We start from the raw sequence: 14,119 nt of genomic DNA, 5'->3' as shown, positions 1-14,119 counted from the left end.
AATTAAGCAATGAAATGCTACATACCAATTAATTGTTTTAATCTGGCATAGCCTGATTTGCTGACATTTATTTTATCTCCTGAGATGAGTGTGGCAATGTAATTTTCTTTTTCCAAAGGTTCTATTTTTGACAACTGATCGACTCTGATCATGAAAGAGCGATGTACACGGACAAAGTTTTTCGGATCCAGTTGTTTTTCAAAAGAAGACATTGTTTTGTTTTTCAGGAACATTCCTTCTTTAGTATGTATCTTCACATAGTCATCATAGGCTTCCAGGAAAGTAACCTGTTGTACCGGAATAATTTTGATCTGTGAACCATTTTTCACTACTATACGTTCCAGATTTTGTTCTTCTCCTTCCAGAGATTCATTGATCTTAACAGGTGTTGCTGCCAGGGTTGACTGTTTGAAGGCTGCATTGAATTTGCTGACTGCCTGGTCAAAACGTGACTGGCTTATCGGTTTAAGCAGGTAATCTATTGCATTTTTTTCAAAAGCCTTAATTGCAAATTCATCAAAAGCCGTTGTAAAAATCACCTGTGGCTGTTCATCAATAATTTCTAATAATTCAAAACCATTCAATTTGGGCATCTGTATATCCAGAAATATAAGGTCTGGTCTGTGCTGCTGAATCGCTTTTATCCCTTCAAAACCATCATTACATTCTGCAACAACCGTATAGTCCGGATGCTGTTGTAAATAGGCTGAAATAATACTTCTGGCAAGTGGTTCGTCATCTATAATAATGGTCTTAATCATATTGAGGTATTTTTAGGGTTGATATAAAGCTCTTATCTTTTGTTTCAGTAAATAAAAGGTCCGTGCGCCCGAAGATCAGGAACAGTCTGCGTTGTACACTGCTTAATCCGAAGCCTGTACCTTTGGTGTTTTCATACTGATCATTTTCAATAGGGTTGGTGATCCTGATCCAAAGAAGGTTGTCCGCATAGGAAACCTCGACTTTGATAAGTACATCTCCGGTAATGTTGTAGAGCCCGAATTTGATGGCATTTTCGAGCAAAGGCTGAATAATCATAGTGGGCAGCTTGGTTTCAGCCAGTTCTTCCGGGAAATGAACTTCTGTATTCAGACGATGTCCAAAGCGTACTTTTTCAATATCCAGATACAGCTGCAGATGAGACAGCTCATCTTTCAGTGAGATCAGACTGAGATTATCCTTTCTCATTGTTCCTCTCAGAAAGTCGGAAAGCTGAAAAGTCATTTCACGAGCTTTTTCGGGTTTAATACCGATCAGTGCTATAATGGAATTTAGACTGTTGAACAGAAAATGCGGCTGTAACTGTTGTCTGAGGTTGTATAATTCAGCATCTCTGACCATCTTTTCGGATTCTTCCTTCCTTTTTTTATTTTCTTCATATTCTTCCTGAATATTCCATACGATTTGCAAAATAGCAATGCAGAACAAAACCAGAAAGTTGAGAATAACCCGATAAGGGATACTGAAATCAAAATAACTGATGTCTATCAAGGAGAAGATCTGCAGCAGAATAATACGGCTCACATACAATCCCAGGGCTACGACAATAAGACCGATCGCGGATAAGCGAAGCATCTGACCTTTGCGCGGCAGGAAAAAATTAATGGTACTGGATAGAATGTAACAACACAGCGTGATGCTTAATGCATTAATCCCAGCGTCATACAGTGCGATTTCTTTGGTTGTGCCGCTCCATATCAACAGACCAAATACTACCAAAAAGTATAAAATACAGATTGTCCATGCCGAGACATGGATCAGGTAATTTTTATTTGCAGGTAACTTAAAAAATAGCATTGTCGTCTGTATTATGCGTTTTTAAGTGTGATACCACCAAATATTGTACTTCCGGTAATGTATATTTTCTTGTTAGGGTCAAGACCTATGCCTGATGGAAATCTGCGGTCATCCACATCACCCAATAAAGAGGAAATGTTGGAAGATGCCTGCCAGTGACTAGGAAGGATAATTTGTGTACTTCCGAATAACTGGAATACCTCAATAGCTACCGGTTGTTGCAGATCCGCCTGTAACAAATTGATTTCTACAGAACCGAATAAGTTGGAAACACGTCCTCCGAGAAACTTTTTGGATAATACCAGTTTTTTCATTGAACTGAATGCCGAATTTACATTCAGGATATCTTCAGATTGCGGATTGAACCTGTCATAAGAAGATTTCCCCGTACTTTGGTACGAGGATTGAAAATTAGGATCTGTATTTTCTGCTTTGTTTTCTGAAGAACCATCTGCAGCTGTTTCTTCAGAGGAATTAACCACTCGTTTGTCCCAGTCAAAATCATCCTGACCTGGTGGTACCGGCGGCACTGGAGGTATGTAGTTTGTGTTCTTTTTAGAGATCAGGTAGTATCCAAGTATAATGATACCCAGAGGAAGTATTACTCTGCCGAAAGAAAGGTCTGTAATTTCTCTGAAGAGAAAAAGTCCACCTATGATCAACAGGATAATAGAAGCTTTGCGTTCGAATTTAGAATTGACACCTATAATAAGACCAACTACCACCAATATCATTGGCCAGCTAAACAACCAGTCTGGAAACAGATCTCCGATGTTAAGGTTTTTTAATAGTAATGCTAATCCTGTTATAATAATGATTGCTCCTATTGTATTACGGTTGTCGTTCGGCATGCGCGGGATATTAGGAGGCGTCGAGTTATTATTTGTCGTTTTCATTGTTTTATTTGTTTTACTATGTTTTTGATAGTTCAAATGTAGAGCTAATATAAGGAGAGCAAAACACTATTTAGGTTATCTGAATCAAAAAGTCGGTGAATATCGCTTTTTTATCGGTAAAATGTTTTCCAGCCATTATTTGCCATAAAAAAAGGAATATTTTCCTATTTTGAGAAAAATAATATGTTTTTTATTATTAAAATTTGGAGAAAAGAATATAATTATTATATATTTATGACGGAAAATGGAACTTAAACTTAAATAGTTAATAATGGGAGATTTTGAAAACAAAGAGCGCGAAGAGGTATTTTCAAAAAAAGTGAGAGCTGGAAAACGTACTTATTTTTTTGATGTAAAGGCAACTCGTTCAGACGATTATTACATTACCATCACAGAAAGTAAAAAACGTTTTGAAGACGGACAGTTTATCAAACACAAGATTTTCTTGTATAAAGAGGATTTTGAAAAATTTGCTGAAGGATTAAAAGATGTTGTGGAATACATCAAGTCGAATCAGGATGTTGTTGAGAAACGTTACGAGCCTAATTTTGAAGATGCAGGTTATGCTGAGGGTAGCAAAATTGCTCAGAGAGACGACTTTTCATTCTAAGGTGTGTCTAGCCTAGAATAAGAGCCACTATTCCCATAGTGGCTTTTTTTATAAAGATGTTACATCTGTTTGCTGAAAAGCAGATGTAATATGCTTATTTTCGAAGAACTTAAAAAATAACTTCAAACTTAATATGAATAAATATGCTGCCGGTTTTTTCGGCTTGTTTGTACTGTTCTATCAGCACAGTGATGCACAGACAAAGCGTCTGAATTTTGAACAGTCATGGGGAAGACAACCTTCTGTTACCAAACCGATCACATCCTTTTCCGGATGGGCGGACGGTACACATTATCTGGAAGGTAATCCCAGAGATAAACAAATGTTTCAGGTAGATGTCAGTACGGGAGAACGAAAAAGCTATACTGTTCCGACAAAATCAGGTACTACAGTAGAAGTAAAAGAAAAAGATGTGCAGATTCGTTTTGCGGACGGTACCGTCAGAAAACTTACGAATTCACCGGATGTAGAGGAACAAAACCCAACTTTGTCTCCGGACGGGAATTATGTCGCTTTCACCAGAGCAAGCAATCTGTTTGCTGTACAGGTGTCATCCGGTAAGGAGATTCAGTATACTACAGACGGTACGGATGTGATCTATAACGGTTATTCTTCGTGGGTGTATTATGAGGAAATATTGGGCAGATCTACAAATTATAAAGCCTTCTGGTGGTCGCCGGACAGTAAAAAACTGGCGTTTATGCGGTTTGATGATACTGAGGTGCCTATGTTTCCTATCTATGTTTCAAAAGGGCAGCATGGGTATCTGGAAAAGACACGCTACCCGAAAGCCGGAGATAAAAATCCTTTGGTAAAGGTCGGTGTTGTAAATACCGACGGAGGTGCTGTGGTATGGGCAGATTTTAATGAGCAGGACGATCAGTATTTTGGCCAGCCTTACTGGGCATTTAACAGTGAGAATATTATGGTGCAGTGGATGAACCGCGAGCAGAATAATTTAAAATTCTATCAGGTTAATCCGCAGACAGGAGCGAAGAAAGAAATCTATGATGAGAAACAGTCTTCCTGGATCAATCTGGATCACGATGAGCGCATTACCTATTTATCGGACAATAAGCATTATATTCTAAAATCAGACAAGACGGGCTGGGCGCATTATTACCTGTATACATTAGATGGTAAGTTGATTAATGCTATTACTTCAGGAGACTGGCAGGTGACTTCTATTGCACACATTGATGAGAAAGCAAAGGTTCTGTATGTGAATGCACGAAAAGAAAATTCAGCAACAGTAGATCTATACCGGGTAGATTTTTCAGGCAAAAACTTTAAAAGACTTACTTTTGGGAACTATACACACAATGTGTCTGTATCTCCTGACGCTAAATATTTTATAACTAATTATTCCAATATCAATACACCCAATAAAGTAGCTTTATTGCGTACGGACGGGAAATTGATCCGGGAACTGGCAGACAGTAAAAGTGAAAGTTTTGCAGACTATAAAATCGGTAAGACAGAGTACCTGACTATACCTTCGGATGACGGCAAATATCAACTTCCGGTTATTATTACTTATCCTACTGATTTCGACGAGTCAAAATCTTATCCTGTCGTGATGAGTATCTACGGAGGGCCGGATGCCGGAACTGTCAAAAATACCTGGAAAGGGACTTCAAACCAGTATTGGGCTAATGAAGGTATTATCCAAATCGCTGCGGATCACCGGGCTTCCGGTCATTTTGGTAAACAGGGAGTGGCACTTATGCACAGAAACCTGGGACATTGGGAAATGATAGATTATAGCACAGTAGCGAAATGGCTGAAGGCAAAACCCTGGGTCAAAAAAGATAAGTTGCTGATCACAGGACATAGTTATGGGGGATATATGACATGTATGGCACTGACTAAAGGATCAGATTATTTTGATTACGGAATAGCTGGCGCTCCTGTGACCAGTTGGGAATTATACGATACACATTATACCGAGCGCTGGATGGATACTCCTCAGGATAATCCGGAAGGGTATAAGAGCGGATCTGTCCTGACTTACACTGATAAATATAAAGGTGGTCTGCGTATCATGCATGGTGATTTGGATGATAATGTGCATCTGCAGAACACGATTCAGCTGGTGGACAAACTTACAGACAGAGATAAAGCATTTGAACTGATGATCTATCCTGGAAGCCGGCATGGTTTTGAAGCATCCAAACGTAAATATGATTTTAATGAGCGTGTTCGTTTTTATTATCAGTATCTGCTGGAGAAGCCTGTTCCTCAGGATTTTAAATAGGTTTTTTTTACGCTTCAATATAGAAAAGAGGTTTTGCTGCTTGTCAGTTAAAACCTCTTTTCGTTTATTATTGTTAAAAACTGTTTTTTTTGGGTAAAAACGGACGGAAGGAGTTGATGCACACGAAAATAAATCACATCTTTGCGGTAATTCTATGAGTTCCATGATACAATACTTAAAGGAAAGCACGTTTGCTGTAAATGAGGTGTTTGCAAAATCTGTAAACATCCTGAAAAATCATTATTTTTCTGTGGCAGGACTATGTTTTTTACTGTTTGTCACTTCCAACTTGTCCAGTATGCTGGCCAGTTATATGAGTGAGTTCAATATTTTTTTAAGTGGTTTCATGGCTTTGGTTTTTATGATTTTTTATTTCGGGGTGAACCTTACCCTGTTTAAATACATCATGGAGATTATTGATAAAGAGGATGGCGCTAAATTGTCCGTGTCTATTCCGAGCACAAAAGAGCTTCTTTACTTTTTTACGGCTATGCTGATCATATTGGGTGTGTCTATGGTTATTCTGCTCATTATTTCTGTGGTTTGCTGGCCCTTAATCTATATCAAAAAAGAAGTCAGCACTATGGCCAGTGTATCTCTGATTGTTTCAGCTATACTTACCTTCCTGTTTATTATCCGGGTAGCTTTTTATCCGTTCTTTATTATGGACAAGCATGCGAGTTCATTCCGGGCTATCCGCTTGAGCTTTGCGTTGACAAAGGGCAATGTCACTAAATTATTGCTGATTCTATTTTGTTTTGCTATGCTCCATATTCTGCAGGTTTATTTCAATTTTGCAGGATATACTTTTTTTTCCATATTTTTAAGCATCATCAATTCGTTCCTGGTTGTACCTTTATCGAGTATTGTGATTACGGTTGCCTACAGGAATATGATGACTGCCTATGCAGGCGGAGAGAATCCGGAGATTTTAAAGAATATTATTTAAGAAATTTAACAACACTTGGAGTATAAAACAATAGCGGTACTGGGTTCGACAGGTAGTGTGGGCACACAGGCATTAGATGTGGTCGAATCTTTTCCCGAACGATTAAAGGTATCCGTCCTTACCGCAGGATCAAATGCGGATTTACTTATCAAGCAAGCCCTTCAGTTTCAACCCCGTGCTGTCGTTATTGTAGATGACAGTCAGTATCTTCGTGTGAAGGAGGCTCTTGCCGGGCATCCTATAGCCGTCAGGTCAGGAGAGGCTGCGTTGGAAGAGGTTGTGCAATATGAGGATATCGATATCGTATTGAATGCAATTGTCGGTTCTGCAGGACTTCGGTCTACTGTGCGTGCCATCCAGAGTGGAAAAGATATTGCTCTGGCCAATAAGGAGACGCTGGTGGTGGCAGGAGAGTTGGTCATGGGACTTGCCCGTAAGCATCAGGTGCGTATGCTGCCTGTGGATTCGGAGCATTCTGCGATTTTTCAGTGCCTTACAGGTGAAGAAGCCAATCCGATTGAAAAAATATATCTGACCGCTTCCGGAGGACCTTTCAGAGGTAAAGATCTGGATTTCCTGTCTTCCGTCACAAAGCAGCAGGCATTGAAGCATCCAAACTGGTCAATGGGCGCCAAGATTACCATTGATTCGGCTTCTCTTATGAATAAGGGACTGGAGGTAATAGAGGCAAAATGGCTGTTTGATCTTGATGTAAATCAGGTAGATGTGATTGTACACCCGCAATCTGTTATCCATTCACTGGTGCAGTTCAGAGACGGTTCTATGAAAGCGCAGATGGGATTGCCGGATATGAAGTTGCCTATTCAATATGCGCTGACTTATCCGTACCGATGGGAGAATACGTTTGAACGATTTGATTTTGCTAATTTTGCAAGTCTTACATTTGAACCTGCCGATACAAAAACATTTCGTAATTTGGCGATTGCTTATGAAGCACTGCGTCAGGGTGGGAATAGTGCTTGTATCATGAATGCTGCCAATGAGATTGTGGTAGATGCTTTTCTGAAAGAAAAAGTGTCATTTTTGGGTATGAGTGAAGTAATAGAAAAAACACTGGAACGTGTGCAGCATGTAGCAACTCCTACATTGGAAGACTATTTATATGCCGATCAGGAGAGCAGAAGGATTGCTCAGGAGTTGATTTAAGAATTAATGTAAAAGATTAAAAAGTTAAATGGGAGTTTTAATAATGGTTGGACAGGTCGTTTTAGGCCTGTCGATTTTGATTGTATTGCACGAATTGGGACATTTTTTAGCAGCACGTGCATTCGGTATTAAAGTAGAAAAATTTTATTTGTTTTTTGATGCCTGGGGTGTCAAATTGTTCAAATTCAATTATAAAGGTTGTGAGTACGGTATTGGATGGTTACCTCTTGGAGGATACGTGAAGATTGCCGGTATGATCGATGAGTCCATGGATACGGAGCAGCTGAAAGGTGAGCCTCAACCCTGGGAATTTCGTTCAAAACCAGCCTGGCAGCGTCTTATTGTAATGCTTGGCGGTATTATCGTAAATATTGTTGTAGGGGTAGTGGTATACTGGATGCTGGCATTCAGTCAGGGAGAATCTAATTTCGATAACCAAAAGCTTGTGAATGGGGTGGTACCCGGTATTATCGGTAAGCAGATCGGTATACAGACCGGAGACCGTATTGTTGCAATAGATGGTCAGAAGGTAGGTTTCTTCAAAGAACTTCTTAGCTCAAAGGTGCTGATGGGTAATACCAATCTGACAATTGAACGTAATGGAGAGACTAAAGAAATTCATGTTCCTGCGGATATTCTGAATGCTGTGGCGGATCATAAAGCCAATGAATTTGTGCAGATCCGTACCAGGATGACTGCTGTAGATAATGTGGTAAAAGGTTCGGAAGCGGCCAGGATGGGATTGGTAAAAGGAGATAGTATTATTGCTGTAAATGAAGTATCTGTTCGTTTCTTCGATGAGTTTAAGTCCATTTTGGAAAAAGATGCAGGTAAGCCTGTCATGTTGACTTTAGTAAGAAAGGGACAGACGATCACAGTGAAAGGACAGGTTGATAAAGACGGGACTTTAGGATTCAACCGTAACTACGATTACTCTCTTCCATTGGTCATCACAGAATATAGTCTGGCGGAAGCATTTCCGGTAGGAGCGAAGCAGGCTTTTTCAGTTATCACAGATAATATAAAAGGATTCGGTAAGATTTTCAGAGGAGAAATCAGAGCAGATAAGGCGCTTTCAGGTCCTGTGGGTATCGCTACGCTATTTGGAACAGAAGTCGATTGGGTTCGTTTCTGGAGTCTTGTAGGGATGCTGTCCATGGCATTAGCCTTTATGAATTTACTTCCTATTCCTGCACTGGACGGGGGACATGTGATCTTTTTACTTGTTGAAATGATTCAGGGTAAACCTTTGAGCGAAAAATTCCTTGAAAAAGCGCAAATGGTAGGGTTCTTTATCCTGTTAGCATTAATGATATTTGTGTTTGGAAATGATATTTTCAAACTCTTTAAATAAGGATTTTTAATAGATAAGCAGAAGGTCTTTCATTTGAAGGACCTTCTTGTTTTTGTTTAAAATAGATAAAGTATGGACGGAACGAACAGAGCAGATATAAAACCAGGAATACTGGTAAATATTATTTTGAAAAAAGATCAACGTACGGGCGCATTAACAGAGGGGATAGTAAAGGATATCCTGACATCTTCATCATACCATTCCAGAGGCATCAAAGTGCGTCTTACAGATGGTCAGGTAGGTCGTGTGGCTGAGATTATAGATGAAGATTAGCGTGCGCCGGAATAAAAGTGTTGAAAACTTCTTAAAATAATTATACTATTTTAATGAATAATATGTACCTTTGTCCCTCGTGAAAATTGAAGTAAATCTTTTCAAGGTGAGCGCAAAATTTATCAGTGTATTCATTGATCAATATGTCGATTAATTGCTATTTAGCCCGTTGAGGGCTTTTTTTGTGCCCTTGATTGATGAGAAGAAAGAGAAGCTTAAACATAAAAAAATAATAAACGTTAATAATGACCAACTACAGCAAATTGCCTGCAATTTTAGTTTTAGAAGACGGTACCGTGTATCATGGTAAAGCTGCTGGGAAAATTGGAACAACTACAGGAGAGATCTGTTTCAATACCGGCACTACTGGTTATCAGGAGATTTTTACCGATCCTTCTTATTTTGGACAGATTATGGTAACGACCAATGCTCATATCGGGAATTACGGTATTGCCAATGAAGAATCTGAATCTAATCAAATCCAAATCGCAGGATTGGTGTGTAAGAACTATAATATCAACTATAGTCGCAAGATGGCCGATACATCCATCCAGAACTACTTTGAGGAGGAGAATCTGGTGGGTATTTCAGATATCGATACGCGTTCATTAGTCCGTCATATTCGCAGCAAAGGTGCAATGAATGCGATTATATCTTCAGAAAATCTGGATATAGAGTCTTTGAAAGCACAACTGGCACAGGTTCCTTCAATGGACGGTCTGGAGTTGTCTTCAAAAGTTTCGACCAAAGAACCTTATTTCTATGGGGATGAAGATGCTTCGACACGTATCGCTGTGCTGGATCTGGGTATTAAACGTAATATTTTGAGAAACTTTGACGCACGTCAGGTGTATGCGAAGGTTTTTCCTGCAAAAACAACATTTGCTGAAATGGAAGCATGGGGAGCTGATGGTTACTTTATCTCCAACGGCCCGGGCGATCCGTCTGCAATGCCTTATGCGATTGATACGGTTAAAGAAATCATTGCTGCTGAAAAACCTATGTTCGGAATTTGTTTAGGACATCAGATATTGGCTTTAGCAAATGGTATCCGGACCAGCAAAATGCACAATGGCCACAGAGGTATTAATCACCCTGTCAAAAATATTATTGCAAACAGATGTGAGATTACATCCCAGAACCATGGTTTTGGTGTGGTGGCTGAAGATATTGAAAAATCAGAACAGGTGGAGATAACGCATGTCAACCTGAATGACGGTTCTATAGAAGGTATCCGTGTCAAAGGTAAGAAAGCATTTTCGGTGCAGTATCACCCTGAGTCATCTCCGGGTCCTCACGATTCAAGATATTTATTTGACGATTTCGTCGCTTTGATTAAAAAATAAAATACTGGGTAACAGTCAGAAAGGGTTGAATTGAAAATATTCAACCCTTTTTTGTGTACAGGAATGTAGCGTAGGGCTGTTCAGTTCCGTTTGTAGTATACAATCATATTAGGTTTATGATTTGAATGGTAATCAATGTTTAGCAAGACAGCCCTCCTGTCTTGCTTTTTTTATTTAAAACTCTCCTAAATAATTTTCTAAGAAGCATATTTTAGTTATATTTGGTTGTATATAAATGTGAAAGCGTAAAAAGTGTACTTTATACACTTAGTGCTGTTTATTTGAAGATAATCATACAACCAGAAAAAAATAACAATGAGTTTAATTATTGATGTTAGAGCGCGTCAGATTTTGGATTCGCGCGGAAATCCTACAATTGAAGTAGATGTAACTACACAAAATGGTTTTACTGGTCGTGCTGCTGTACCTTCGGGTGCTTCTACCGGTGCGCATGAAGCTGTAGAATTGCGTGATGGCGATAAGAAAAAATACTTAGGTAAAGGTGTTCTTAAAGCTGTTGAAAACGTAAACACTAAGATTGCGAAAGCATTGGAAGGTGTGGATGTATTCGAGCAGAATGCAATCGACAAATTAATGATAGATCTTGACGGAACCGAGAATAAAGGTAAACTGGGAGCTAATGCTATCCTTGGCGTTTCTTTGGCTGTAGCTAAAGCTGCTGCACAGGAAAGCGGACAACCACTTTACCGTTACGTAGGTGGTGTTAATGCGAATACGTTACCTATCCCGATGATGAATATCATCAATGGTGGTTCTCACTCTGATGCTCCTATCGCTTTTCAGGAATTTATGATTATGCCGGTTGGTGCACCTTCATTCTCTGAAGCTTTGCGTTGGGGAACTGAGGTATTCCACAATCTGAAGAAAATTCTTCATGACAGAGGATTATCTACTGCTGTAGGTGATGAAGGTGGTTTTGCACCTACTTTTGAAGGGACTGAAGATGCTATCGAGACGGTATTGAAAGCTATCTCTGCTGCTGGCTACAAACCAGGTAAAGATATTTGTCTGGCTTTAGACTGTGCTTCTTCTGAGTTCTTCAAAAGTAACAAATACGATTATACAAAATTTGAAGGTGCTAAAGGTGCTGTCCGTACTATCGAACAACAGGTAGATTACCTTGCTGAATTAACAGAAAAATACCCTATTATCTCTATTGAAGATGGTATGGCGGAAGATGACTGGAAAGGATGGAAATTATTAACAGATAAAATCGGTGACCGTGTTCAGTTGGTTGGTGATGATTTGTTCGTAACCAATACGAAACGCCTTCAACAAGGTATCGATCAGCATACTGGTAATTCTATTCTTGTAAAAGTAAACCAGATCGGATCATTAACAGAGACTATTAATGCTGTATCTCTTGCTCAGACCAGCGGATATACTTCTGTAATGTCTCATCGTTCAGGAGAAACTGAAGATACAACTATTGCAGATTTAGCAGTTGCGTTAAATTGTGGCCAGATTAAAACAGGTTCAGCTTCACGTTCTGACAGGATCGCTAAATACAATCAATTGTTGCGTATAGAAGAAGAATTGGGTGCAAATGCCCGTTTCATCGGTAAAGATTTCAAATACGCAATTAAGAAAAAATAAGCATTAACAGCAATGTTAATACAGAAAGAGACTATTACGATAGTCTCTTTTTTATTTTCAGAAAATTACTTTAATTTTAGCTTGTTAGAAATTAATAGGTAATAGTTTGTACTTTTGGCATATGGAAAGATTTTTGTACGTTATCCGAAACAAATACCTGCTCGCAGGTGTAGCTTTTGTGGTATGGATGTTATTCTTTGACCGAAATGATTTCAGTACACAATACAGTTATCAGAAAGAGAAGTCTAATCTGGAAAAAGAAAAGACATACTATGAAAAGGAGATCGCAGGTATTCAGCAGACGATCAAGGATGTACAGAATAATCCCAGTGAGATTCAACGTATAGCGCGGGAACGCTATCAAATGAAAAAAGATAATGAAGATGTCTATGTTATCCTGGAAAAGGAAGCAGAGAAAAAATAATATAAAGAGAAAGGGTATCTGAAATCAGATACCCCTTCTTGTTGATAAAAGATATTTACTATCCCTCAGATATAGCATTGATAATATCATATTGCGTAATGATATTGATTCTTCCGTATTCATCCTCCACCAATACTGCCTGAGAATCCTTATTGATTAAGGCCGAAATCTTGTCTATAGAGGCATTAAGATCAACAAAAGGAAAAGGCTTTGTACTGATACTTTGCACGTTTGCGGATTTAGTGGATGGGTTTTCCAGGAGTGCCGACAGAATATCAGACTCTGTTATCTTTCCGACAACCATTCCTTGTTGTGTAACCGGTATCTGGGAAATATTCAGTGTTTTCATTGTGTTGAATGTTTCAATCACCGTCTGATCCACATCTGCTGTTACAATATCCTGGGTTTCCCGTTTTTTCAGAATAGTGAGTGCCGTTAATTTTTCATCTTTCAGGAATCCGCGTTCACGTAACCAGTCTTCATTGTACATCTTACCCATATAACGGGATCCGTGATCATGGAAGATCACGACGACTACATCTTCTTCCTTTAGAGATGCTCCCAGTTGCAGTAGTCCCGCAACAGCAGCCCCTGCCGAATTTCCGGCAAATATGCCTTCTTTTCGGGCCAGATCTCTGGTCAGAAGTGCAGCATCTTTGTCAGTTACTTTTTCAAACAGATCAATGACGCTGAAGTCCACATTTTCGGGAAGAAAATCCTCACCAATGCCTTCTGTGATATAAGGGTATATTTCGTTTTTATCAAATATGCCTGTTTCCTTGTATTTCTTAAAAACAGATCCATAGGTGTCGATTCCCCAGACTTTGATGTCCGGATTTTTCTCCCGCAGATATCTGGCTGTTCCTGATATAGTACCACCTGTTCCCACACCCACTATCAGGTGTGTGATCTTTCCTTCTGTCTGTTCCCATATTTCAGGGCCTGTCGTCTCATAGTGCGCCTGTGCATTGGAGGGATTATCATACTGATTGGCCTTCCAGGCATTTGGGACTTCTTTTTCTAGTCTGCTGGAGACGGAATAGTAGGAGCGGGGATCTTCAGGTTCAACGTTTGTAGGGCATACAATTACTTCGGCACCGAATGCACGCAGCGCATCGATTTTCTCTTTGGATTGTTTATCCGTAGTGGTAAAGATACAACGGTATCCTTTTACGACAGCCGCCATTGCAAGGCCCATTCCGGTATTTCCGGATGTGCCTTCGATGATGGTGCCGCCCGGTTTTAATAATCCTGCCTTTTCGGCATCTTCTATCATTTTGATTGCCATACGATCTTTGATAGAATTCCCCGGATTTGTTGTCTCTATTTTAGCCAGGATTGTCCCCTTGAGGTGCTTAGTGACTTTATTCAGTTTAACAAGAGGTGTATTTCCTATCGTTTCCAAAATATTGTTATACCACATACTGTT

The 14,119-nt window shown here is 39.4% G+C and carries 13 protein-coding genes; 9 read left to right on the top strand and 4 right to left on the bottom strand.

The window, feature by feature from the left end; genetic code table 11:
- Positions 1 to 17 precede the first annotated feature (17 nt).
- The 3 genes from I6J03_RS02470 to I6J03_RS02460 are packed head-to-tail and all read right to left on the bottom strand — an operon-like array spanning position 18 to position 2,693.
- Positions 18 to 761, bottom strand: coding sequence for a LytR/AlgR family response regulator transcription factor (locus I6J03_RS02470; RefSeq protein ID WP_002993707.1), 744 nt, complete (start codon positions 759 to 761; stop codon positions 18 to 20).
- On the bottom strand, positions 754 to 1,797 hold the full coding sequence (locus I6J03_RS02465; protein WP_003010659.1) for a sensor histidine kinase: 1,044 nt from the start codon (positions 1,795 to 1,797) through the stop codon (positions 754 to 756). Before I6J03_RS02465 ends, I6J03_RS02470 begins: the two co-directional genes overlap by 8 nt.
- An 11-nt stretch (positions 1,798 to 1,808) precedes the next feature.
- The gene (locus tag I6J03_RS02460) at positions 1,809 to 2,693 is read right to left on the bottom strand and encodes a LiaF transmembrane domain-containing protein (RefSeq protein WP_232279809.1); all 885 of its coding nucleotides are present in this window, start codon (positions 2,691 to 2,693) and stop codon (positions 1,809 to 1,811) included.
- 271 nt (positions 2,694 to 2,964) lie between these two features.
- On the opposite strand from I6J03_RS02460, the gene I6J03_RS02455 reads away from it, so the two are divergent.
- The 9 genes from I6J03_RS02455 (at position 2,965) to I6J03_RS02415 (ending at position 12,690) form a co-directional block, all read left to right on the top strand.
- Entirely contained in the window at positions 2,965 to 3,303 is a 339-nt protein-coding gene (locus I6J03_RS02455) for a DUF3276 family protein (RefSeq protein WP_002993713.1), read from the top strand.
- Positions 3,304 to 3,436: 133 nt separating this feature from the next.
- Positions 3,437 to 5,560 (top strand): S9 family peptidase, encoded by a 2,124-nt coding sequence (locus I6J03_RS02450; RefSeq protein WP_003010660.1) that lies wholly within the window; start codon positions 3,437 to 3,439, stop codon positions 5,558 to 5,560.
- A gap of 163 nt (positions 5,561 to 5,723) precedes the next feature.
- Entirely contained in the window at positions 5,724 to 6,509 is a 786-nt protein-coding gene (locus tag I6J03_RS02445) for a hypothetical protein (RefSeq protein ID WP_003010661.1), read from the top strand.
- A gap of 15 nt (positions 6,510 to 6,524) precedes the next feature.
- On the top strand, positions 6,525 to 7,676 hold the full coding sequence (locus I6J03_RS02440; RefSeq protein WP_003010662.1) for a 1-deoxy-D-xylulose-5-phosphate reductoisomerase: 1,152 nt from the start codon (positions 6,525 to 6,527) through the stop codon (positions 7,674 to 7,676).
- A 28-nt stretch (positions 7,677 to 7,704) separates the two neighbouring features.
- Complete coding sequence (gene rseP, locus I6J03_RS02435) at positions 7,705 to 9,030, top strand: RIP metalloprotease RseP (protein ID WP_003010663.1); 1,326 nt, start codon at positions 7,705 to 7,707, stop codon at positions 9,028 to 9,030.
- 72 nt (positions 9,031 to 9,102) lie between these two features.
- Complete coding sequence (locus I6J03_RS02430) at positions 9,103 to 9,303, top strand: YwbE family protein (protein ID WP_002993725.1); 201 nt, start codon at positions 9,103 to 9,105, stop codon at positions 9,301 to 9,303.
- Positions 9,304 to 9,548: 245 nt separating this feature from the next.
- Positions 9,549 to 10,649, top strand: coding sequence for a glutamine-hydrolyzing carbamoyl-phosphate synthase small subunit (gene carA / locus I6J03_RS02425; RefSeq protein ID WP_002993727.1), 1,101 nt, complete (start codon positions 9,549 to 9,551; stop codon positions 10,647 to 10,649).
- A gap of 315 nt (positions 10,650 to 10,964) precedes the next feature.
- The gene (eno, locus tag I6J03_RS02420; protein ID WP_003010667.1) at positions 10,965 to 12,266 is read left to right on the top strand and encodes a phosphopyruvate hydratase; all 1,302 of its coding nucleotides are present in this window, start codon (positions 10,965 to 10,967) and stop codon (positions 12,264 to 12,266) included.
- Positions 12,267 to 12,387: 121 nt separating this feature from the next.
- Positions 12,388 to 12,690 (top strand): FtsB family cell division protein, encoded by a 303-nt coding sequence (locus I6J03_RS02415; RefSeq protein ID WP_002993731.1) that lies wholly within the window; start codon positions 12,388 to 12,390, stop codon positions 12,688 to 12,690.
- A 58-nt stretch (positions 12,691 to 12,748) separates the two neighbouring features.
- Here the strand turns inward: I6J03_RS02415 and I6J03_RS02410 are convergent, their stop codons facing one another.
- Positions 12,749 to 14,113: a pyridoxal-phosphate dependent enzyme gene (locus tag I6J03_RS02410; RefSeq protein ID WP_003010668.1), complete on the bottom strand. Its 1,365-nt coding sequence runs from the start codon at positions 14,111 to 14,113 to the stop codon at positions 12,749 to 12,751.
- Positions 14,114 to 14,119 lie beyond the last annotated feature (6 nt).

The sequence above is a fragment of the Sphingobacterium spiritivorum genome (assembly GCF_016724845.1).
GTDB classification, from domain to species: Bacteria; Bacteroidota; Bacteroidia; order Sphingobacteriales; family Sphingobacteriaceae; genus Sphingobacterium; species Sphingobacterium spiritivorum_A.
This window is presented reverse-complemented; position numbering and strand designations above follow the sequence as displayed.

Coding starts and splice junctions, on each gene's coding strand:
- I6J03_RS02410 (WP_003010668.1), bottom strand. CDS start 14,113: ATGTGGTATAACAATATTTTGGAAACGATAGGAAATACACCTCTTGTT.
- I6J03_RS02455 (WP_002993713.1), top strand. CDS start 2,965: ATGGGAGATTTTGAAAACAAAGAGCGCGAAGAGGTATTTTCAAAAAAA.
- I6J03_RS02460 (WP_232279809.1), bottom strand. CDS start 2,693: ATGAAAACGACAAATAATAACTCGACGCCTCCTAATATCCCGCGCATG.
- I6J03_RS02465 (WP_003010659.1), bottom strand. CDS start 1,797: ATGCTATTTTTTAAGTTACCTGCAAATAAAAATTACCTGATCCATGTC.
- I6J03_RS02470 (WP_002993707.1), bottom strand. CDS start 761: ATGATTAAGACCATTATTATAGATGACGAACCACTTGCCAGAAGTATT.
- eno (WP_003010667.1), top strand. CDS start 10,965: ATGAGTTTAATTATTGATGTTAGAGCGCGTCAGATTTTGGATTCGCGC.
- I6J03_RS02415 (WP_002993731.1), top strand. CDS start 12,388: ATGGAAAGATTTTTGTACGTTATCCGAAACAAATACCTGCTCGCAGGT.
- I6J03_RS02430 (WP_002993725.1), top strand. CDS start 9,103: ATGGACGGAACGAACAGAGCAGATATAAAACCAGGAATACTGGTAAAT.
- I6J03_RS02445 (WP_003010661.1), top strand. CDS start 5,724: ATGATACAATACTTAAAGGAAAGCACGTTTGCTGTAAATGAGGTGTTT.
- rseP (WP_003010663.1), top strand. CDS start 7,705: ATGGGAGTTTTAATAATGGTTGGACAGGTCGTTTTAGGCCTGTCGATT.
- I6J03_RS02450 (WP_003010660.1), top strand. CDS start 3,437: ATGAATAAATATGCTGCCGGTTTTTTCGGCTTGTTTGTACTGTTCTAT.
- carA (WP_002993727.1), top strand. CDS start 9,549: ATGACCAACTACAGCAAATTGCCTGCAATTTTAGTTTTAGAAGACGGT.